Consider the following 19,777-nt stretch of genomic DNA (forward strand, 5'->3'; position numbering starts at 1 on the left):
CTAAGTCCGGTTATCCCGCTTTACGCAGTGATGCGCTGTGGCGGTTTTGTAACTGAACCAGGCGTTCCATGTAAGCAATGTCTTTAGGTTCGAGCGTAAAGGCGTAATCGACCCAATCCTCGGTGATATCCATCAGCTCGGCGCGTGACAACTGCAGCACGCGCTGACGCGCTTTCAGCATCGCCCGCACACCATTCAGCTTCGGCCGTAAGGTATCGATGAAGGTGCGGGTGGCACGGTAGCTGTCGCCCGGCTGGAAGACTTTGTCCACCAGACCGCGCGTTTCATACCACTCTGCACTGTGGGACTCCCCTTCACAGATTAACTCCTCGGCCAGCTTCATGCCGGAACGACGCGCCACCAGCGAGTAACCGCCCATGCCAGGGAACAGGTTAAAGGCGATTTCCGGGAACCCCATCCGCGCATTGTTTTGCGCCAGAATGAAGTGATGCGCCAGCGCCGCTTCAAATCCTCCGCCTAAGGCACTTCCCTCGATCATCGCCAGCGTTACCGCCCCCGTATCAAATCCGCGCGCCGCCGAGTGGATGCAGTCTACGCAGGCACGGGCATAGGCCCGCAGCGCCTCACGGCGGTTATTGCGAATGCACTCGACAAAAAAGCGCAGATCGCCACCGGCGTTGAACATCTGCGGCACCAGTGACCCGGTGACCCAGAAATCGATGGGCAGACCAGAACGCTGTGCGGCGTAGCTCAGATTCATGATCTCCTCAATCAGTTCATGGTTGAAACTCGGGCGCGGCTGCGCACGCAGCATCATCCACATCGTCCGACGCCCTTCTTCGTAATAGGCGACTAACTGCGTGGTGTTGCCGGCTTCGGTAAATAATCTGCAAGTGGGTTGGTTAATTACTGTCATTGTCTCATCCTCTGTTTATATTTGATGCGTTTAATACGCGACATCAGCGTAATGCAGAGTGAGGCCAGACCAAATGAGAGATTGATTTACAACACAAAATCCAGAGTGATCCCTGACAGGCTCGTCAGAAATAGATTAGGCACGTTACACATTGTCACCATGCGGTCAGGCAGCACCAGGCCGATGCTTAACGCGCACTGAATAGATAAAGCGGACCGGCGTACAGTCATCCGGCAGTCGTCTTAAAAGGGGGTGGCCGCAGGTTTCGGCTGTTGAAAAGTCAGAAAAAAACAGAACAGAGAACGTGCCACCCTGCGTAAAGCGGGTAAAAAAAGGACGCCGAAGCGTCCTGATGATTATTTCTGACCGTACCAGGCATTTTCGCCGTGCTTTCGCAGGTAGTGAAGGTCAAGCAGCGGTTGCTGGATGGGCGGCAGGTTTGCCGTCAGCTGCTGGCTGAATAAGCCCATGTAGGCCACCTCCTCCAGCACGACGGCGCTGTGGACAGCCGCGTGGGCATCCTTCCCCCAGGCAAACGGGCCATGCGAGTTGACCAGCACCGCCGGAATCGCGGAGGGAGACAGGCCACGCTGCGCAAAGGTTTCGATAATCACTTCTCCGGTGTTCCACTCATAATCGTGCTGAATCTCTTCGCTGCGCATAGAGCGGGTACAGGGGATCTCTCCGTAGAAATCATCGGCATGGGTGGTTCCCCAGGCGGGAATCGGTCGTCCTGCCTGCGCCCAGATCGTCGCATGCCGTGAATGCGTATGGACGATGCCCCCCACTTCTGGCCAGGCGAGATAGAGCGCCCGGTGCGTCGCGGTGTCCGATGAGGGACGCTTGTCGCCCTCCACCACCTCACCCGTCGTGAGATCGACCACGACCATGTCGTCGCGCTTCATGACCTCGTAGCGCACGCCGGAGGGTTTAATCACCAGCAGGCCCTGTTCGCGGTCGATTGCGCTGACATTGCCCCAGGTGAAGGTCACCAGGTTGTATTTGGGTAGATCCAGATTCGCTTCCAGAACCTGTTGTTTAAGGTGTTCCAGCATGCCTCTTCTCCTGCTGACAATCGTCCCTGAATTTTGCGGAGTTGGCCGCCAAAGGGTTATGGAGCGATTAGCTATAAACGCAGAAGGAATGGCTGTGAATGCAAAAATGTGCCGTGATTTAAGAATTTTCTATCTTCGGAATTTCCGCAGAACGATTAAAATTCTCTCCGGCAATGCATGGACCTGTTGGGACAGCATGGCTACTCATCCGCTACAAACGGTTTGTCCATGGTGATCACATTTCGATGCCGTCACGGACGCGGCAATGATGCGGCACAAGCGGGCTGAGTCAATATCGGAGCTATACTAAGAGTGTTGCCTCTGTGAGCACATCAAAGGAGAAGTGTATGACAACAACAATGAAACGAATCACTGCCGTTGTACTGGCGACCACCTTAGCCGTCGCACTGAGCGGCTGCTCTAACTGGTCCAAACGTGACCGTAACACCGCGATTGGCGCGGGTGCGGGCGCAATTGGGGGTTCAGTTCTGACCAATGGTAGCGCACTCGGAACAGTCGGCGGCGCCGCTGTGGGTGGTATTATCGGTCATCAGGTCCACTAAGGACCTTATTAAAACTATAATCGGCTACGCTAAGCATCTGCGTTACAATCGGGCTACATCTGTAGCCCGATTTTTTATCAGCCGCCCGCCAGTTTCACCTTCATGCCTTTGGCTTCCAGCAGACTTTTCAGCAGATCGCGTTTATCGCCCTGAATCTCGATCACGCCCTCTTTAACGGATCCGCCACAGCCGCACTTCTTTTTCAGCTCCGCCGCCAGCAGTGCCAGTGCCGCATCATCCAGGTCAATCCCGCTAATCAGGCAGACCCCTTTGCCTTTACGGCCGCTGGTCTGACGCTGGATGCGCACAATACCATCCCCTTTGGGGCGTTCCGCTTTCGGCTGCGACTGAGCAATTCGGCCGCTGTCGGTTGAGTAAACCAGTGGATTATCATTGGCCATTAGCGTATCTCCAGAGAGTGCAGAATTGCCTGCAGTGCGGCAGCCGGATCGGCCGCCTGGGTAATCGGACGACCAATAACCATATAGTCCACGCCTGCCTGCTTCGCCTGCTGAGGCGTCATAATGCGGCGCTGATCGCCTGCCTCACTGCCTGCCGGACGAATCCCCGGCGTGACCAGCGCGAAATCGGTGCCCATCACCTCTTTAAAGCGAACGGCTTCCTGCGCGGAGCAGACGACGCCATCCAGCCCGCAGGCGTGAGTCAGTTTCGCCAGTCGCTCCGCCTGCTCAGCCGGCGAGAGCGTGATGCCCAGCCCTTTCAGATCGTCGGCATCCATGCTGGTCAGAACGGTGACCGCAATCAGCAAGGGGGCATCGTTGCCATAAGGAACCAGCGCTTCACGCGCCGCATTCATCATCCGCGCCCCGCCGCTGGCGTGGACGTTGACCATCCAGACACCGAGATCGGCCGCGGCCGCCACAGCATGCGCGGTAGTGTTAGGAATATCGTGAAATTTCAGGTCGAGGAAGATCTCAAAGCCGCGCTGCTGCAGGGTTCTGACCAGCGACGGGCCAAACAGCGTAAACATCTCTTTGCCCACCTTCAGGCGGCAACTGCGGGGGTCGATCTGGTCGACAAAACGCAATGCGCTGTCGAGGTCATGATAATCCAGCGCTACCAGAATCGGCGAGGCGGTCACGTTGTGGGGTGAAGGCATGGCATTTCCTCTGCAGTAGGCACCCGCAGGCGCAATAGACAAACGGCAAGCATTCTACCTGCGGCTCCGGAGCATCACAATCGCCGTGCCCCTCTGCCAGGCAATAAATGCACGGCTGCCTGCCCCCGGTGTCAGTTCACCCCTCTAGTATGTTGTAACTATAATGCAGTGATTTACACCGGAGTGCGTCGGCCGGATTACTGGCCGTCGAGTCCCCGGATAGGCTTAACGGAAGACCAGGTGCGGCACGATGGGCAGTGCCAGTAGAGCGCATGAGCGGTAAAACCACACTTCTGGCAGCGATAGCGTGGCTTGGTGCGAATCTGTTCACCCACCATGTCACGCAGCACCATCAGGCTCTCTTTGGCCCGGCCATCTTCGGCTTCAAGCAGGTTGAGATCCATCAGACGATGGAATACCCGCATGGTAGGATGACGCTGCAACTGACGACTGATGTAGTTCTGGGCCGCCTCTGAACCCTGCTGCTGCTCAACAATATCAGAGAGATAGAGCTCCGCTGCCGCACCGGTGTTCTCATCGACGCAGCGCTGCAGAAACGCCGCCCAGGCCTCGGGCTGGTTGAGTCGCTGGTAGCAGGTTTCCAGCATCGCCAGTGTTTCACTGACCAGCTCTTTATCCTGATCCAGCACCCGCTGCAGATGCCCCACCGCACGGGCGAAATCCTCTTTTTCCATCAGGATACGGCCCATCATGATGGAGATGCGGGCACTGTTGCGATCGGCCGCCTCCCCTTTCTTCAGCAGGCTTATGGCACGATCCAGGTCGTCGCTGCTCATCGCCTGCAACGCCAGTTCACAGTAGAAATGAGCAATTTCGCCTTTCTGTTTCTCTTTACCGAGCTTAACCAGCCGCTCTGCCACTTCAATCGCCTGCTGCCAGTCGCTGGTGGCCTGATGGATTAACAGCAGCTGCTGCAACGCCCCCACCCGAAAGTCGGTTTCATCGGTGAGCTGTTTAAACATATCTTCGGCGCGGTCATACAGGCCCGCCGCCATGTAGTCCCGGCCCAGTTGCTGCACGGCAAGCAGACGCTGCTCGTAGCTCAGGGAGGCACTTTCCATTAAAGCCTGATGGATTCGGATGGCGCGGTCTACTTCGCCACGCGACCGGAACAGATTGCCTAGGGTGAGGTGTGCTTCTACGGTGCCGCTGTCCTCTTTCAGCATATCCAGAAAGAGGTCGACCGCTTTGTCCTGCTGGTTAGAAAGCAGGAAGTTTACGCCAGCAACATATTCACGCGAGAGTCTGTTGGCTTCCTGTTGCTTGTCCTGATGCGCGCTACGGCGGCCCATATACCAGCCATACGCAGCCGCAACCGGCAGTAACAGAAACAGCAATTCATGCATCGGGGATTATTCCCGGCCGGCCGGAGAGGATGGCGTGGTCGCCAGCGCGGTGCTCTGTTCAATCTGCGTCTGCATACGCCTGATTTTACGGTTGGCATTAGCCAGTGCGACGCGGGTACGTAACCAGAACAGGCCGCAGATGACCCAGCCGAGGACAAACCCTGCACCAAACAGTGATGCCAGTAAGGTCGAGATGCTGAACTCACCCTGCGCCAGCAGATAGTTAAAAGTAATGACCTGGTCGTTATGCGCGCCTAAGGTGACGGAAACAATGAAAATGACCAGTACCACTAAAAAAATCAGCAAATATTTCACAGTGCGTCCTGTTGTGAGGTTGTCAGGTAGAATTATGCCAAAACTACAGCAAAAATGCTGCTCCCAGCAGCATTGGCCGAGTCGCTTTTGCGCAAGACCGATCAATAATATGGGGTCTTCGCGGGGAATTACAATCAGGGCTCCCGCTGTGCCACCTCTTTTTGCTCTTCAGGTGGCAGCGTGAGCGGGCCGCAGACGCGCTGGGCCAGCCAGGTCGCCAGGGTCACCAGTATCCAGGAGATCACGGTGGCCATCGCCAGATCGCGAGGCCAGTGCATGCCCAGCAGCATCCGGCTCGCCATGACGCCCGTTGCCCAAAGAAAGATCGCCACCACGGTTTTATAGTGACGGCGCGGCCAGAGCAGTCCTAAGGCCAGCAGCGCCCAGCTGGCCGCAAACATCGTATGGCCTGACGGAAAGGCAAAACCGGTTTCAAAGGCCCAGTGCCGTTTCAGCCAGCCGGGTATCTGCGTCTCATCGGCGATCAGCGACGTTACCATCTCACCACGCTGTTTGCGCTTCAGTTCATAAAAGGTTTTTTCATCCAGCCCGTGATGCTGTTCCAGCCAGATGACATAGGGACGCGGCTCCTGGATCTGCTCTTTGATGAAAGATTTGGTGTACTGCCCCGCCAGAATAGTGGCGTTCATGATCAGCAGCAGCAGGATCGCCGGCTTCAGGCGAAAGCGCAGGCACCAGAGCATCCAGGCGCTCAGCAGCACGCTGGTGACAATGCCCCACGGGCTGGTGACCGTTTCGGTCATGAAGAACAGTGTTTTCAGCAGGGCGTTGCTTTCGCCGGGTTGCCAGCGCCAGCCGCTAAGCCAGACGGTAACGGGCATGATCAGCAGCAGCAGCATTCCCAGGGTGGTACGGCGCGAAATCTTAAACATCTCTTCCCTTATCCCGGTGTCAGGTCACAAAGCATGCATAACTTTAGCTTAAAAAAGAATAACATACCTGTTGCAGATTGGATAATTGTGCTTTATCAATGCAATTGGTATGAGAGATTACCAGCCCGACTCAGGGTTGTGGCACAATATTGCACGTTTGTCAGGCCACACTGGCCTGTGCACTATCATGATGATAGTGCATCCTCTGAAGGTTCTGGAGAGTCACATGCAGCTTAAACGGGTGGCAGAAGCCAAACTGCCCACGCCATGGGGAGATTTCCTGATGGTTGGTTTTGAAGAACTGGCAACCGGACATGACCATGTTGCCCTGGTCTTTGGCGATATTAACGATAATGAGCCGGTACTGGCGCGCGTTCACTCCGAATGCCTGACCGGCGACGCACTCTTCAGCCTGCGTTGCGACTGTGGTTTTCAGCTGGAAGCCGCCCTTAACGCCATCGCAGAAGAGGGTCGCGGCGTCCTGCTCTATCATCGTCAGGAAGGCCGTAATATCGGTCTGCTGAATAAGATCCGCGCCTATGCGCTGCAGGATAAAGGTTACGATACTGTCGAGGCCAACCATCAGCTTGGCTTTGCCGCTGATGAGCGCGACTTTACCCTGTGTGCCGACATGTTCAAACTGCTGGGCGTGAATGAAGTGCGCCTGCTGACCAACAACCCACGCAAAGTGGAGATCCTCAGCGAAGCCGGGATCAATATCGTAGAGCGTGTGCCGCTGGTTGTCGGCCGTAACCCGAAGAATGCGCACTATCTCGACACTAAAGCCGAGAAGATGGGACATCTGCTGCCGAAGTCGTAAGGACTGAGTGCGCTGACGAAGCCACATCCGGGCGAGCCTGACCGCCATGGCTAACGTAAAGCGCAGGGAAGACGGTCAGAAGAGGAAAGCGTCCCGCGCCAGGGACGGCGCGGGCCGAGCGGCCATGGATGGCTTAAGCGACTTTCCGATCTGACCGTCTTACCTGTGCAGCTCCGGTCTTACAGCAGACTGGAAATTGCTCTTCAGCAAATTAAAGCCGGGTTTCCCCGGCTTTTTTGTCACTCAGTTCAGCATGTTGCGAATCACATAGTGCAGGATACCGTCGTTGCGGTAATAGGTCAGCTCATTACCGGTGTCGATGCGACAGCGGGTATCCAGCTCTTCCTTGCTGCCATCGGCGCGGGTCAGTGTCACTTTAACGCTGCAGCCTGGCGTCAGGGCCTGCAGATTTTCCACGTCGATGCGCTCTTCGCCCGTCAGTCCCAGGCTTTTGCGGGTCACGCCCTGCGGGAACTCCAGTGGCAGGATGCCCATACCAATCAGGTTTGAACGGTGAATACGTTCAAACGATTCAGCAATGACGACCCTGACCCCCTGCAGACGCGGCCCTTTTGCCGCCCAGTCGCGGCTTGAACCGGAGCCATACTCTTTACCGGCGATCACGGCCAGCGGGACACCGTCCGCCTGATACTTCATCGCCGCATCATAGATAGCCAGCTGTTCGCCACTCGGATAGTGTCGGGTATAACCGCCCTCCACACCCGGCACCATCTCGTTGCGGATACGGATATTGGCAAAAGTACCGCGCATCATTACCTCATGATTACCGCGCCGCGAACCATAGGAGTTAAAGTCGGTGCGCTCCACGCCGTGAGAGAGCAGATAGCGTCCTGCCGGACTCTCCGCTTTGATGCTGCCCGCTGGCGAGATGTGGTCAGTGGTGACGGAATCACCCAGCACGGCAAGGATCCGCGCGCCGCGGATATCCTGCACCGGCTTCGGCTCTTTCTCCATATCATCAAAGAAAGGCGACAGCCGGATATAGGTTGACCCTTCGTCCCAGTCGTAAGTCGCCGCCTCGCTGACTTTGATCTGTTGCCACTCCGGCGTGCCGTCGAAGACTTCAGCGTACTCTTTATGGAACATATCGCTGGTGACCTGCTGCACCGCCGTGGCAATCTCTTCCGGGGTCGGCCAGATATCTTTCAGGTAGACCGGCTGGCCCTGCTGATCCTTGCCCAGCGGTTCCGTCTGCAGGTTGATCTTCATATTACCCGCCAGTGCATACGCCACCACCAGCGGCGGTGACGCCAGCCAGTTGGTTTTAATCAGCGGATGAATGCGGCCTTCAAAGTTGCGGTTACCGGAGAGGACAGCCCCGACAGTAAGATCGCCCGCTTTGATAGCGGACTCGATTTCATCTTTTAGCGGCCCGGAGTTACCAATACAGGTGGTGCAGCCATAGCCGACCAGGTTGAAGCCCAGCTTATCCAGCCACGGGGTCAGCTGTGCCACGGCCAGATAGTCTGACACCACTTTAGAACCGGGAGCCAGGGAAGCTTTGACCCACGGCTGACGCTTCAGGCCGCGCTCAACCGCTTTTTTCGCCAGTAAACCGGCCGCCATCAGCACGCTGGGGTTAGAGGTGTTGGTACAGGAGGTGATAGCACTGATTACCACGGCACCGTCTGAGAGGGTATGTGTCAGGCCGGTGTCACTGTCGGTATAGGTGACATTTTTATGGGGTTTCTGCGCCTGGTTGACTTCCAGCTCGTTGCTGGCATCAAACGCGGCAGGCACATCCCCCAGCGACACCCGATCCTGCGGACGTTTGGGTCCGGCGAGGCTGGACTCCACGTCATTCATATCCAGCGCCAGAGAGCTGGTAAAGCGGGGCTCATCCCCGGCATGACGCCACAGGCCCTGCGCTTTGGCATAGGCCTCCACCAGCGCGACCTGCTCAGCATCCCGCCCCGTCAGCGTCATATAGCTCAGGGTGACATCATCCACCGGGAAGAATCCGCAGGTTGCACCATATTCGGGTGCCATATTGGCAATGGTGGCGCGGTCAGCCAGGGGCAGATCGGCCAGGCCATCGCCATAGAACTCAACAAATTTGCCGACCACACCATGCTTACGCAGCATCTGGGTCACGGTCAGAACCAGGTCGGTTGCCGTGATGCCGGCGCGCAGTTTGCCGGTCAGCTTAAAGCCAACCACATCCGGGATCAGCATAGAAACCGGCTGACCGAGCATGGCCGCTTCAGCTTCTATCCCCCCTACTCCCCATCCCAGCACGCCCAGCGCGTTGATCATGGTGGTGTGGGAGTCCGTACCGACCAGCGTATCGGGCCAGGCATACTCTTTACCGTTCAGGGTTTCATGCCAGATTGCCTTGCCAAGATACTCCAGGTTCACCTGGTGACAGATACCGGTGCCCGGCGGCACGACGCGGAATTTATCGAACGCTTTTTGCCCCCAGCGGAGAAAGACGTAGCGTTCATGGTTGCGCTCCATCTCCAGCCGGACGTTCTCTTCAAACGCATCATCGTCGCCAAAATGGTCAACGGTCACGGAGTGGTCAATCACCAGATCGACCGGCGACAAGGGGTTCACCTTCGCGACGTCGCCGCCCAGCCGGTTCACCGCTTCGCGCATGGCCGCCAGGTCAACGACGGCCGGCACGCCGGTAAAATCCTGCATCAGAACACGTGCTGGCCGGTAGGCAATTTCGCGATCGGCATGCGCCTCTTTTTGCCAGTCAACCAGCGCCTGGATATCCTCCGCAGTGACGGAGTCGCCATCCTGCCAGCGCAGCAGGTTTTCCAGCAGAACTTTGAGCGATTTCGGCAGGTTATCGATATTGCCGAGGTGTTGAGCAGCGCGGGGAAGACTGAAGATATGATATTTTTTGCTGTCGACCTGCAGTATTTCCTGACTCTGCTCGCGTAGGGTAGACGACATAGCTCCTCCTTTCATTCATGGTCTTTAAACCTTAGAGAGACAAAGGTTTATGTTAAAGATAGTCCACAAATTCGTTAACGTTTTGATTACAACACAAATTGCTACAATCGCCCATAAACGAAAATGCCCCGTGAAAATCACGAGGCATCATTGAAAGGGGGGTAATTCAGATTAAAGCGTTATCCACACCGCCGCAGACCAGAACGCAAAGGAGAACGCATACGCGCTAAGCCAGGACATTTTAATCATATTCATTTGGTTCACTCCTTCGCCGGAATCGGGCGTAAAAGTTTTTGCGGTCACCTTACTCTGGCGACACCCTTGGGTCGTACTGGATGTGGAAAGGGGCATTTATAAAAGCCCGCCGGAATGTCCGGTAATAAAAGAGCGGTGACTAAAGAGAGTCAGACAACGTTATTTAGTTTCAGGCTGCAGAAACGACTCAATAAAAAGTCGCTGGTTATCACTCAAATCCCATGACTCGGGGATAGACACTTTTTCGTCCTTTGCAAGCGGCTCTTTCGCTTTGCAGCTGACCGGCTTGGTCTGACGCGCCGTCAGAGAACGTTTATGGCTGAGTGTGTTTGCCCACATGGCTTTAGCCCCAGATACGCCAAATCATTAACGCGACAACCACCCAGAACAGCGCAGAGGCAGCGAATACGGTTAACCAGGCTTTGCGACGGGTGTTACCAGTACGCTCAACCTTGGTGCTTTTTACCGGGAAACCCGGTTCTACAGTCAGTCGTGTATTCATAGTTTCTGATAATCACTCTCAACAAAATGATTGATAACAACGATTAAGATTTAGGAGGAATCCTAAACGCGTTAAGGCCAAAAATCCAGTTATTTTTATTGAGTAAAACGATTAACGGTATTAATCAATAGTCTTAAATAACGCCAGAAATCATTAACAGCGGAACCACTCTTTAATTAAATGAAGCACTCATCAATTTGAGTTAATTCCATTTCAGATCCATTTAAAACTAAAGAGCAAACCCCAGAGCCTGATGTTTACTGGCTTCCAACACAGGCGGTTAACTGGAGTATGGGAATAATCCTGGCATGTCGCAAAGTGACATAGTTAAAAATGTGTTGTGATTCGCATTTAAGAAAGCCGAACCGGAAAACATGTGATCAATGTTTCATTTACAAAAAAATCATAAAAACTTTCAGTCTCATCTGGCGCTAAAGGCTGGCAACAAAAAAGGCTGCACCAGGCAGCCTTATGTTGTCGCGCAGGGGGTAAACCCTATTTAAACGGCAGCTTGATATCTTTAAACATCGCTTCAATGTCTTCATTAGAGCGAAGCGCAACGGCGGTATCCACCACGTCACGCGTCAGGTGCGGGGCAAAACGCTGGATAAAATCATACATATAGCTGCGCAGGAAGGTGCTGCGACGAAAGCCTATTTTGGTGGTGCTGTTGGTAAAGATATCCGCGGCTTCAATGCGAATCAGATCGGGATCGGACACCGGGTCAACCGCCATACTGGCGATCACGCCGACACCCAGCCCCAGACGGACATAGGTTTTGATGACGTCTGCGTCGGTGGCGGTGAAGACGATACGAGGTGTTAACCCGGCGCGATTGAATGCGGTATCCAGTTCTGACCGCCCGGTAAAGCCAAAGGTGTAAGTCACCAGTGGATACTCCGCCAGCTCTTCAATGGTCACCTGCCCTTTTCCGGCCAGCGGGTGATCGGCGGTGACCACAATCGCCCGATTCCAGTGGTAGCACGGCAGCATGATGAGATCGTCATAGAGATGCAGCGCTTCGGTGGCAATGGCAAAATCGGCATTGCCTTTGGAAACGGCTTCGGCAATCTGGGTCGGCGATCCCTGATGCATATGCAAAGAGACACGTGGATAGCGTTCGATAAAGCCTTTGATCACGCCGGGCAGCGCGTAGCGCGCCTGGGTATGGGTGGTCGCCACATAGAGCGAGCCTTTATCGGGCCAGGTGTGCTCACCGGCAACCGATTTAATGGCATCCACTTTGGAGAGCACTTCACGCGCAATACGAATGATCTCTTCCCCGGCTGGCGTGACCTGCGTGAGATGTTTCCCGCTCCGGGCAAAAATCTGCACACCCAGTTCATCTTCCAGCATCCGGACCTGCTTACTGATGCCGGGCTGCGAGGTATAAAGACCTTCCGCCGTCGAAGAGACATTGAGGTTATGGTTCACCACTTCGACGATATAGCGCAACTGCTGTAATTTCATATCTGTTTTGTCCTGGTAAGTTACAGAGTCGCATCCCCGCTTGACCGACAGTCGCAAGGGTGAAGAAAGGCTATGCATCAGGAAAGGTCGGAAATGCTATAACAACTATATCAGTTTAAGTGTGAGAATAGAACGGATTGATATAAGGCTCAGAAAAAGGCCAGCGAACGCTGGCCTGATAAGATTACTTTTTCGCTTCCTGCCATTGGCCATCAATAAAGAAGGCTGACCAGCCGGTGGCTTTGCCCTCTTTTTCTGAGGAGACATACTGCTGTTTAGTCTTGCGGCTGAACCGCACCAGCGTTTTATTCCCTTCCGGATCGGCGACTGGCGCGTCTGCCAGATATTTCAGCTTCTCAGGCAGACGATCTTTGAAGCGCAGCAGCTCTTCTACCAGCGGCGCACGGGTTTCGCGCGATTTCGGGAACGTATTGGCTGCCAGGAAGACGCCCGCCGCCCCGTCGCGCAACACGAAGTAGGCATCTGACTTCTCACACGCCAGCTCAGGCAGCGGCACCGGATCTTCTTTCGGTGGCGCCACTTCCCCACTGCGCAGAATTTTGCGGGTGTTTTTGCACTCTTCGTTGGTACACGCCATGTACTTGCCAAAGCGTCCCATCTTCAGATGCATCTCAGAACCGCACTTCTCGCACTCCACGACCGGGCCGTCATAACCCTTGATGCGGAACTCGCCTTTCTCGATTTCGTAACCATCACACTCCGGGTTATTACCACAGACGTGCAGTTTGCGTTCATTGTCGATCAGGTAGCTGTCCATCGCCGTGCCGCACTTCTGGCAGCGACGACGGGCACGCAGGGCGTTGGTTTCGGCATCGTCCCCTTCCAGAATGTTCAGAACTTCGTTTTCCGGAATCAGGTTGATGGTCTGCTTGCAGCGCTCTTTCGGGGGCAGCGCATAGCCGGAACAGCCCAGGAAGACACCGGTGCTGGCGGTGCGGATCCCCATCGGACGGCTACAGGTCGGACAGTCAATCGAGGTCAGCACCATCTGATTGGGCTGCATGCCGCCCTCTTCAGGATCTTTTTCTGCCTTTTCAAGCTGCTCGGTAAAGTCGCTAAAGAAGTGGTCCAGCACCGCTTTCCATTTCGCCTGGTTGTTGGCGACCTGGTCCAGGCTGTCCTCCATGCGCGCGGTGAAATCGTAGTTCATCAGCTCGCGGAAGTTCTCTTCCAGACGATCGGTGACGATTTCACCCATTTTTTCCGCATAGAAACGGCGGTTTTCTACCCGGACATAGCCACGATCCTGAATGGTCGAGGTAATAGCGGCGTAGGTCGACGGACGGCCGATACCGCGCTTCTCCAGCTCACGCACCAGCGAGGCTTCGCTGAAGCGTGCCGGTGGCTTGGTGAAGTGCTGACCCGGCAGCAGCTGTTGCAGGTCGAGGCTATCCCCCACACTGACCGCAGGCAGCGTGCGATCTTCATCGTTCTTACGCAACGCAGGCATCACTTTAGTCCAGCCGTCGAAGCGCAGAATACGGCCTTTCGCTTTGAGTTTAAACTCACCGGCGGCGGCCGTGATGGTGCTGGAATCATATTTGGCCGGGGTCATCTGGCAGGCGACAAACTGACGCCAGATCAGCTGATAGAGCTTCTGCGCATCCGCTTCCATATCCTTCAGTTTTTCCGCCACGACTTCCACATCGGAAGGACGAATCGCTTCGTGCGCTTCCTGAGAGTTCTCTTTGCTGGCGTAAGTGACGGGGCTGTCTGGCAGATATTTTTTACCGAAGTTGTTTTCGATGTAGCCCCGCGCCATGGCCACCGCATCCTGACTCAGGTTGGTCGAATCGGTACGCATGTAGGTGATGTGACCCGCTTCGTAGAGGCGCTGCGCCATCATCATGGTCTTTTTAACGCCAAAGCCCAGACGGGTGCTGGCCGCCTGCTGCAGCGTCGAGGTGATATAGGGCGCACCCGGCTTACTGCTGGTGGGCTTATCTTCACGATCCACAATTTCAAAGCGCGCTTTTTCCAGCAGCGCCACTGCGGCGTAAGTTTCGTCACGGTTGACCGGGCGGAATACCTTGTCGCCGCGGTGTGTCACATCCATCGACAGCTCATCGCCGTTTGGCGTGGTCAGCGCGGCATTAACTTCCCAGTACTCTTCGGGAACAAAGGCTTTAATTTCACGTTCACGTTCCACTACCAGGCGAACGGCCACTGACTGCACACGACCGGCTGAGAGGCCACGGGCGATCTTTTTCCACAGCAGCGGTGACACCATGTAGCCCACCACGCGGTCCATAAAGCGGCGCGCCTGCTGAGCATTAACCCGGTCGATGTTGAGTTCGCCCGGCTTTTCAAACGCCTGACGAATCGCATTTTTGGTAATTTCGTTAAACACCACGCGGCTGAAGCGTGAGTCATCGCCTCCGATCACTTCCCGCAGGTGCCAGGCAATGGCTTCCCCTTCGCGGTCAAGGTCGGTTGCGAGATAGATGTGGTCAGCATTGGCGGCCAGCGCCTTCAGTTCTGCCACCACCTTCTCTTTGCCGGGCAGGATCTGATAGTCCGCTTCCCAGCCATGATAGGGGTCAACACCCATGCGGCTGACGAGGGCGGCTTTCTCATCTTTTTTAACTTTTTTGACTTTTTTATCTGTCGAGGCGTCAGCACTTTTCTTTGCGGTTGAACCACTGGTCGGCAGATCCCGGATATGACCCACGCTGGATTTCACCACGTAGTCATTGCCCAGATATTTATTGATTGTTTTGGCCTTTGCCGGGGACTCAACAATAACGAGTGCTTTACCCATATTTACCTTTACCTAATGAAAACATCCTGCTTAACGGGAGAGGATTGGATGCCCAAAAACCCATCGGGTTCAATATTGCTGCGCCTGTCTAACATTTCAAGGCGGAGGGGTCAATCTCAGAACAGATGATCCGGCTAAATGCAACTGCATGATAAAGCATGATTTTTCCATCTGAACTCTTCGCACATCCTGGTGCAAAATCCCTGAAATCGGAATCGCCCACACTCTACCTGATAAAATCTGTTACGCAACTTAATTAGCATTCAGCCCGTCGTTACGCCAGGTTTTCATCGGTCAGAGCGGGTTGTCATGCCAGCAGACTCGTCAGTAATATAGAAAGGATTCGAGTGCTGTCAAAAAAGGAGCAAATAAATGCAGACACCGACCCAGGCTATTTCCCGCCAGGCGTTGCTGGAAAAGGCCAACGCCCTGATTAAAGAACATGATGATTATTTAGCGGGCATGCAGGCGGATGACGTCAGTCAGCAGGGTGATGTGCTGGTTTTTCGCGGCCCGTTTTTTCTCGACGATCAGGGATTGCCGACGGCTAAAACCACGGCGGTGTTTAACGTCTTCAAACATCTCGCGGTGGTCCTGTCGCCGCACTATCACCTGGAATAAAAAAACCCGGCACAGGCCGGGTTTCGCATCACAGCAGCGGCTTTTCGCCGCGCTGCCAGAGTTTCAGCAGCAGACGCTCTGCCACCGAGCCCGCGCTCTGAGTAAAGCGATCCATCATTTTACGACGGCGGGCGAAGTGCACCCCCAGCACGTTGAACTGATCCATCTGGCGGATGATTAAATCATCGCTGGTGCCGATCTCATCAATCAGCCCCAGATCCAGCGCCTGGCGGCCATACCAGTGTTCACCGGTCGCGACCTTATCAATATCCAGCGACGGGCGCATCTGATGCACAAACTGCTTGAACAGCAGGTGCGTTTCGTCGAGATCCTGCTGGAATTTCTCCCGCCCTTCTTCGCTGTTCTCGCCAAACAGCGTCAGCGTTCGCTTGTACTGACCGGCCGTGTGCAGCTCAATATCGATGTCATTGCGCTTCAGCAGACGGTTGAAGTTAGGGATCTGGGCCACTACACCGATTGAACCAATAATGGAGAACGGGGCCGCCACAATGCGATCGGCCACACAGGCCATCATGTATCCGCCGCTGGCTGCCACTTTGTCCACGGCCGCGGTGATGCGCAGCCCGTGATCGCGCAGACGCTGCAGCTGCGACGCGGCCAGACCATAACCATGCACCACACCGCCAGGGCTTTCCAGACGCAGCAGCACTTCATCGCCCGGTTGCTGCACCGCCAGCACGGCTGAAATCTCTTCACGCAGTGACGTGACCTCACTGGCATCCATGCTACCTTTGAAATCAAGCACATAAAGCGTCGGCTTCTCCCCCCCACGCGCGCCCTGCTTCGCCGCCTGTTTTTCCGCTTTGGCTTTCAGCTTTTCGCTCTTTTTATGGTTTTTCAGCCAGACCTTCTGCGCCTGCGGTTTCATTTTTGCCAGCTGCAGATCTTCTTTCATCTGTTGATAGTCATCACCCAGATGGGTCAGGCGCAGCTGACCACTTTGCGAGCGTTTACGCAGTGCCGCATTCATCACAATCATGACAATCGCCGCGACCGCAACCACCAGCGTCACCGCTTTCGCTAAAAAGAGTCCATATGTTGAAATAAAATCCATCAGGTCGCCTTAGTAAAAAAGAATCAAAAACAGTTCGCCAGTTTAGCCGTTTTACCCTGCCTCGTCGCCTGAAATGCCAGCAGCTGGCACAGATTGCGCGGGCTGGCGATTGCACCCATTCGTAAATTCAGGCATAAAGCGGAATCATGCTGTTTTCGCCGGAGGACCCCGCTGTGCATTATCAACCGAAAAGTGACCTGCTCAATCATCGTATTATTCTGGTCACGGGCGCGTCAGATGGCATCGGCCAGGAAGCGGCGCTGACCTATGCCCGCTATGGCGCAGAAGTGATCCTGATGGGCCGCAACCCGGAAAAACTCGAACAGGTCAGAACGTCGATCAATCAACTCAATAAACGCCCTGCTCACCAGGTGGTGCTGGACCTGGCCGAGGCCACACCAGAACGCTGCCAGCAGGTTGCCGACCAGCTGGCGCAACAGTTTCCGCGTCTCGACGGCGTGCTGCATAATGCCGGTCTGCTCGGTGAAATCGTGCCGCTGGCTGAACTCGATCCGCAGATCTGGCGTCAGGTGATGGATGTCAATCTGGATGCCACTTTCTTCCTGACTCAGGCCCTGTTGCCGCTGCTGCTGAAGTCAGAGGCGGGTTCGCTGGTATTCACCACCTCCAGCGTGGGCCGCACCGGTCGTGCAGGCTGGGGCGCTTATGCGGTCTCTAAATTTGCAACGGAAGGAATGATGCAGGTGCTGGCGGATGAGTATAAGAGCCAGTCGCTGCGGGTGAACTGTATCAATCCGGGCGGCACGCGAACCAAAATGCGCGCCAGCGCCTTCCCGCAGGAAGATGCAAATAAACTGAAAACGCCTGCCGATCTGATGCCGCTCTACCTCTATCTGATGGGCGATGACAGCCGCCGTAAGACCGGGATGAGCTTCGATGCGCAGCCGGGCAGAAAACCCGGAGCCGCGGAATAATGGCTGACGATCGTCATCAGCAGCGTCAGCAGCGCCTGAAAGAGCAGGTGGATGCGCGCATCGCCGCCGCGACAGCGGTTCGCGGCATTCTGATGGTGTTTACCGGCAACGGCAAAGGCAAAACAACCGCGGCCTTCGGCACTGCACTGCGCGCCACCGGACATGGCAAGCGCGTGGCGGTGGTCCAGTTCATCAAGGGTGACTGGCCGAACGGCGAGCGAAACCTGCTGGAGCAGCACGGGGTGGAATTTCAGGTTATGGCCACCGGCTTTACCTGGGAGACGCAAAACCGTGAGACGGACACCACCGCCTGTCTGGCAGTCTGGCAGCATGCCCAGCGGATGCTGGCCGATGCGCAGATCGATCTGGTGGTACTGGACGAAATTACCTATATGGTGAGCATGGGTTATCTGCCGCTGGAGGCGCTGATCGCCGCGCTGCAGCAGCGCCCGGCGCAGCAGAGCGTCATTATTACCGGACGCGGCTGTCACCGCACCCTGACTGAGATGGCCGATACCGTGACGGAGATGCGCCCGGTTAAGCACGCCTTTGATGCCGGTATACAGGCCCAGCAGGGTATCGACTGGTGACAGAAAAAGAAAACGCAGCCCGGAGGCTGCGTTTTTTTATCCTGCCGGCATAGTTAACCGGAATTGCGTTTGCTGCCCGGATTGCGGCGCGGCGTACGAGGGGTCGAGCTGACTTTGCTGTGGCGTTTCACCGCACGACGGATCTGGTTTGCTTTGGTGCGACGACGATCTTTCTCAACGACCAGTTTGGTCACCGTCTCATCATCCATTTCCACCAGGTTGCGCAGATAGTTTACCGCTGGCAGATCCAGCTCCGTCCAGCCGCCGCGCGGCAGGCCTTTCGGTAAGGTAATATCGCCATAGCGAACGCGCATCAGACGGCTGACCTGGACACCGACCGCTTCCCATAACCGACGCACTTCACGGTTACGTCCTTCGGTCAGGGTCACGTTATACCACTGGTTGATCCCTTCTCCGCCGCCAAAACGCAGGGTTTTGAACGCAGCCGGGCCATCCTCCAGCTGAACGCCCTTGCTCAGCTGACGAATTTTATCATCATCCACCTGGCCAAAGACGCGCACCGCATATTCACGTTCCACTTCACGGCTGGGATGCATCAGACGGTTCGCCAGCTCACCGTCCGTGGTGAACAGCATCAGACCACAGGTGTTCACATCCAGACGGCCGACGGCAATCCAGCGTGACCCGCGCAGACGCGGCAGGCGATCAAAGACCGTCGGGCGCCCTTCAGGATCGCTGCGGGTACAGAGTTCACCTTCTGGTTTGTAATAGGCCAGCACGCGGCAGACTTCGGTTGCTGATTCAGCAATCGAAACCAGATGGCCATCAATACGGATTTTCAGGGATTTGCTGCTTTCGACACGGTCGCCCAGGGTGGCGATCTTTCCGTCGACGCTGACACGACCAGCGGCAATCATTGATTCGATTTCACGACGCGAGCCATGACCGGCACGCGCTAAGACTTTCTGTAACTTTTCGCTCATTGAGCTTCCTCTTTGTCGCCTTCCCAGGCGTCATGGCAGGGTGATAATTCTTTCTTTATCAACAGGTTAACCTATTAACTTTGGCCCATTATACAGGCATTTAACCCCGATGTAACGCCCTTTGTGCTTCTGCAAATAGCCGCTGAAAAAAGCATAGAGACCGGATAATGATATTCCTCATTATTTACATGCCTGATTAAATTAACAGCAGAATCAGTTAAGGAAATATACTGAATAAAACGGCGTTGGCGAAAACTTTATAGCTGATGAAAATTAAATTTTTTAAACACTGGCGGGGCAATGAAAAGAGGCCGCAACGATCAAAAACTTAACAATACCTTAAACTTCCAGAGATTTTTCTGCGAATCTAATCCTCTGGCTCATCCTCCATGAGCAGCATAAAACACCGCAAAATTATTTTTATTCAGCCTAATAAGCTGAAAATACCGCTTCGGTAAGATTATTCTTAATGCAGATTCTGTTAAAACCTTATTTTCAGGTGTATTTAATTCTTATTAGCTTTAATAAATTGTCTGACACTATTAAGCTGATACACTTTCTCTCAGCAGCACAATAAAAAAGCAGCACCTGAAATTTCATGGTCCTGCATCATAACAGTACGGCCCTTTGTTATTCGTTAATAAAAATCGTGTTTTCAGATAATCCAA

18 protein-coding genes are annotated in these 19,777 nt (G+C 55.0%); 5 read left to right on the plus strand and 13 right to left on the minus strand.

Annotation, left to right across the window (positions count from 1 at the left end; all coding sequences use genetic code 11):
- Nucleotides 1-10: 10 nt before the first annotated feature.
- A complete protein-coding gene (locus tag HFD97_RS06000) occupies nucleotides 11-877 on the minus strand; it encodes a crotonase/enoyl-CoA hydratase family protein (protein WP_009089985.1) in 867 nt (288 codons plus the stop codon).
- 356 nt (nucleotides 878-1,233) lie between these two features.
- Entirely contained in the window at nucleotides 1,234-1,932 is a 699-nt protein-coding gene (gene araD / locus HFD97_RS06005; protein ID WP_009089984.1) for an L-ribulose-5-phosphate 4-epimerase, read from the minus strand.
- A 347-nt stretch (nucleotides 1,933-2,279) separates the two neighbouring features.
- Here araD and osmB point away from each other — a divergent pair, with 347 nt between their 5' ends.
- Nucleotides 2,280-2,495 (plus strand): osmotically-inducible lipoprotein OsmB, encoded by a 216-nt coding sequence (gene osmB, locus HFD97_RS06010; RefSeq protein ID WP_003853848.1) that lies wholly within the window; start codon nucleotides 2,280-2,282, stop codon nucleotides 2,493-2,495.
- Nucleotides 2,496-2,572: 77 nt separating this feature from the next.
- Here the strand turns inward: osmB and yciH are convergent, their stop codons facing one another.
- From yciH to pgpB, 5 genes are all read right to left on the minus strand, one after another.
- Nucleotides 2,573-2,896 carry a stress response translation initiation inhibitor YciH gene (gene yciH, locus HFD97_RS06015; protein ID WP_167430781.1) on the minus strand — a complete coding sequence of 108 codons (324 nt, stop codon included), beginning with the start codon at nucleotides 2,894-2,896 and terminating at the stop codon, nucleotides 2,573-2,575.
- A complete protein-coding gene (gene pyrF, locus HFD97_RS06020; protein ID WP_167430780.1) occupies nucleotides 2,896-3,615 on the minus strand; it encodes an orotidine-5'-phosphate decarboxylase in 720 nt (239 codons plus the stop codon). Before pyrF ends, yciH begins: the two co-directional genes overlap by 1 nt.
- A gap of 197 nt (nucleotides 3,616-3,812) precedes the next feature.
- The gene (gene lapB / locus HFD97_RS06025) at nucleotides 3,813-4,982 is read right to left on the minus strand and encodes a lipopolysaccharide assembly protein LapB (RefSeq protein ID WP_046101908.1); all 1,170 of its coding nucleotides are present in this window, start codon (nucleotides 4,980-4,982) and stop codon (nucleotides 3,813-3,815) included.
- Nucleotides 4,983-4,988: 6 nt separating this feature from the next.
- A complete protein-coding gene (locus tag HFD97_RS06030) occupies nucleotides 4,989-5,297 on the minus strand; it encodes a LapA family protein (protein ID WP_046101909.1) in 309 nt (102 codons plus the stop codon).
- Between the two features lie 134 nt (nucleotides 5,298-5,431).
- A complete protein-coding gene (gene pgpB, locus HFD97_RS06035) occupies nucleotides 5,432-6,190 on the minus strand; it encodes a phosphatidylglycerophosphatase B (RefSeq protein WP_167430779.1) in 759 nt (252 codons plus the stop codon).
- A 226-nt stretch (nucleotides 6,191-6,416) separates the two neighbouring features.
- Here pgpB and ribA point away from each other — a divergent pair, with 226 nt between their 5' ends.
- Entirely contained in the window at nucleotides 6,417-7,010 is a 594-nt protein-coding gene (gene ribA, locus HFD97_RS06040; RefSeq protein ID WP_033783243.1) for a GTP cyclohydrolase II, read from the plus strand.
- Between the two features lie 243 nt (nucleotides 7,011-7,253).
- Here the strand turns inward: ribA and acnA are convergent, their stop codons facing one another.
- The 4 genes from acnA to topA form a co-directional block, all read right to left on the minus strand.
- Nucleotides 7,254-9,935 (minus strand): aconitate hydratase AcnA, encoded by a 2,682-nt coding sequence (gene acnA / locus HFD97_RS06045; protein WP_167430778.1) that lies wholly within the window; start codon nucleotides 9,933-9,935, stop codon nucleotides 7,254-7,256.
- 598 nt (nucleotides 9,936-10,533) lie between these two features.
- Nucleotides 10,534-10,692 carry a YmiA family putative membrane protein gene (locus HFD97_RS06050; protein ID WP_009089968.1) on the minus strand — a complete coding sequence of 53 codons (159 nt, stop codon included), beginning with the start codon at nucleotides 10,690-10,692 and terminating at the stop codon, nucleotides 10,534-10,536.
- A 495-nt stretch (nucleotides 10,693-11,187) separates the two neighbouring features.
- Nucleotides 11,188-12,162, minus strand: a complete 975-nt coding sequence (cysB, locus tag HFD97_RS06055; RefSeq protein WP_009089966.1) for an HTH-type transcriptional regulator CysB — start codon at nucleotides 12,160-12,162, stop codon at nucleotides 11,188-11,190.
- Nucleotides 12,163-12,346: 184 nt separating this feature from the next.
- The gene (gene topA / locus HFD97_RS06060; RefSeq protein ID WP_058958471.1) at nucleotides 12,347-14,944 is read right to left on the minus strand and encodes a type I DNA topoisomerase; all 2,598 of its coding nucleotides are present in this window, start codon (nucleotides 14,942-14,944) and stop codon (nucleotides 12,347-12,349) included.
- 372 nt (nucleotides 14,945-15,316) lie between these two features.
- Here topA and HFD97_RS06065 point away from each other — a divergent pair, with 372 nt between their 5' ends.
- Nucleotides 15,317-15,565 carry a YciN family protein gene (locus HFD97_RS06065; RefSeq protein WP_009089962.1) on the plus strand — a complete coding sequence of 83 codons (249 nt, stop codon included), beginning with the start codon at nucleotides 15,317-15,319 and terminating at the stop codon, nucleotides 15,563-15,565.
- 28 nt (nucleotides 15,566-15,593) lie between these two features.
- Here the strand turns inward: HFD97_RS06065 and sohB are convergent, their stop codons facing one another.
- Nucleotides 15,594-16,640 (minus strand): protease SohB, encoded by a 1,047-nt coding sequence (gene sohB, locus HFD97_RS06070; protein ID WP_009089960.1) that lies wholly within the window; start codon nucleotides 16,638-16,640, stop codon nucleotides 15,594-15,596.
- A 173-nt stretch (nucleotides 16,641-16,813) separates the two neighbouring features.
- Between sohB and HFD97_RS06075 the strand changes: the two genes are divergently transcribed.
- Nucleotides 16,814-17,575 (plus strand): YciK family oxidoreductase, encoded by a 762-nt coding sequence (locus tag HFD97_RS06075; RefSeq protein WP_140925462.1) that lies wholly within the window; start codon nucleotides 16,814-16,816, stop codon nucleotides 17,573-17,575.
- The gene (gene cobO / locus HFD97_RS06080; RefSeq protein WP_140925463.1) at nucleotides 17,575-18,165 is read left to right on the plus strand and encodes a cob(I)yrinic acid a,c-diamide adenosyltransferase; all 591 of its coding nucleotides are present in this window, start codon (nucleotides 17,575-17,577) and stop codon (nucleotides 18,163-18,165) included. Before HFD97_RS06075 ends, cobO begins: the two co-directional genes overlap by 1 nt.
- A gap of 53 nt (nucleotides 18,166-18,218) precedes the next feature.
- On the opposite strand, the gene rluB is transcribed toward cobO, so the two are convergent.
- Nucleotides 18,219-19,109, minus strand: coding sequence for a 23S rRNA pseudouridine(2605) synthase RluB (gene rluB / locus HFD97_RS06085; protein ID WP_058958472.1), 891 nt, complete (start codon nucleotides 19,107-19,109; stop codon nucleotides 18,219-18,221).
- Nucleotides 19,110-19,777: the final 668 nt, after the last annotated feature.

The sequence above is a fragment of the Pantoea sp. EKM103V genome, from assembly GCF_011800365.1.
Lineage (GTDB): Bacteria > Pseudomonadota > Gammaproteobacteria > Enterobacterales > Enterobacteriaceae > Pantoea > Pantoea anthophila.

Bases quoted from the DNA above. Each gene is read 5' to 3' on its own strand.
- osmB (WP_003853848.1), top strand. From the start codon at position 2,280: ATGACAACAACAATGAAACGAATCACTGCCGTTGTACTGGCGACCACC.
- sohB (WP_009089960.1), bottom strand. From the start codon at position 16,640: ATGGATTTTATTTCAACATATGGACTCTTTTTAGCGAAAGCGGTGACG.
- acnA (WP_167430778.1), bottom strand. From the start codon at position 9,935: ATGTCGTCTACCCTACGCGAGCAGAGTCAGGAAATACTGCAGGTCGAC.
- pgpB (WP_167430779.1), bottom strand. From the start codon at position 6,190: ATGTTTAAGATTTCGCGCCGTACCACCCTGGGAATGCTGCTGCTGCTG.
- pyrF (WP_167430780.1), bottom strand. From the start codon at position 3,615: ATGCCTTCACCCCACAACGTGACCGCCTCGCCGATTCTGGTAGCGCTG.
- yciH (WP_167430781.1), bottom strand. From the start codon at position 2,896: ATGGCCAATGATAATCCACTGGTTTACTCAACCGACAGCGGCCGAATT.
- ribA (WP_033783243.1), top strand. From the start codon at position 6,417: ATGCAGCTTAAACGGGTGGCAGAAGCCAAACTGCCCACGCCATGGGGA.
- HFD97_RS06050 (WP_009089968.1), bottom strand. From the start codon at position 10,692: ATGAATACACGACTGACTGTAGAACCGGGTTTCCCGGTAAAAAGCACC.
- rluB (WP_058958472.1), bottom strand. From the start codon at position 19,109: ATGAGCGAAAAGTTACAGAAAGTCTTAGCGCGTGCCGGTCATGGCTCG.
- cobO (WP_140925463.1), top strand. From the start codon at position 17,575: ATGGCTGACGATCGTCATCAGCAGCGTCAGCAGCGCCTGAAAGAGCAG.
- cysB (WP_009089966.1), bottom strand. From the start codon at position 12,162: ATGAAATTACAGCAGTTGCGCTATATCGTCGAAGTGGTGAACCATAAC.
- topA (WP_058958471.1), bottom strand. From the start codon at position 14,944: ATGGGTAAAGCACTCGTTATTGTTGAGTCCCCGGCAAAGGCCAAAACA.
- HFD97_RS06000 (WP_009089985.1), bottom strand. From the start codon at position 877: ATGACAGTAATTAACCAACCCACTTGCAGATTATTTACCGAAGCCGGC.
- HFD97_RS06065 (WP_009089962.1), top strand. From the start codon at position 15,317: ATGCAGACACCGACCCAGGCTATTTCCCGCCAGGCGTTGCTGGAAAAG.
- lapB (WP_046101908.1), bottom strand. From the start codon at position 4,982: ATGCATGAATTGCTGTTTCTGTTACTGCCGGTTGCGGCTGCGTATGGC.
- araD (WP_009089984.1), bottom strand. From the start codon at position 1,932: ATGCTGGAACACCTTAAACAACAGGTTCTGGAAGCGAATCTGGATCTA.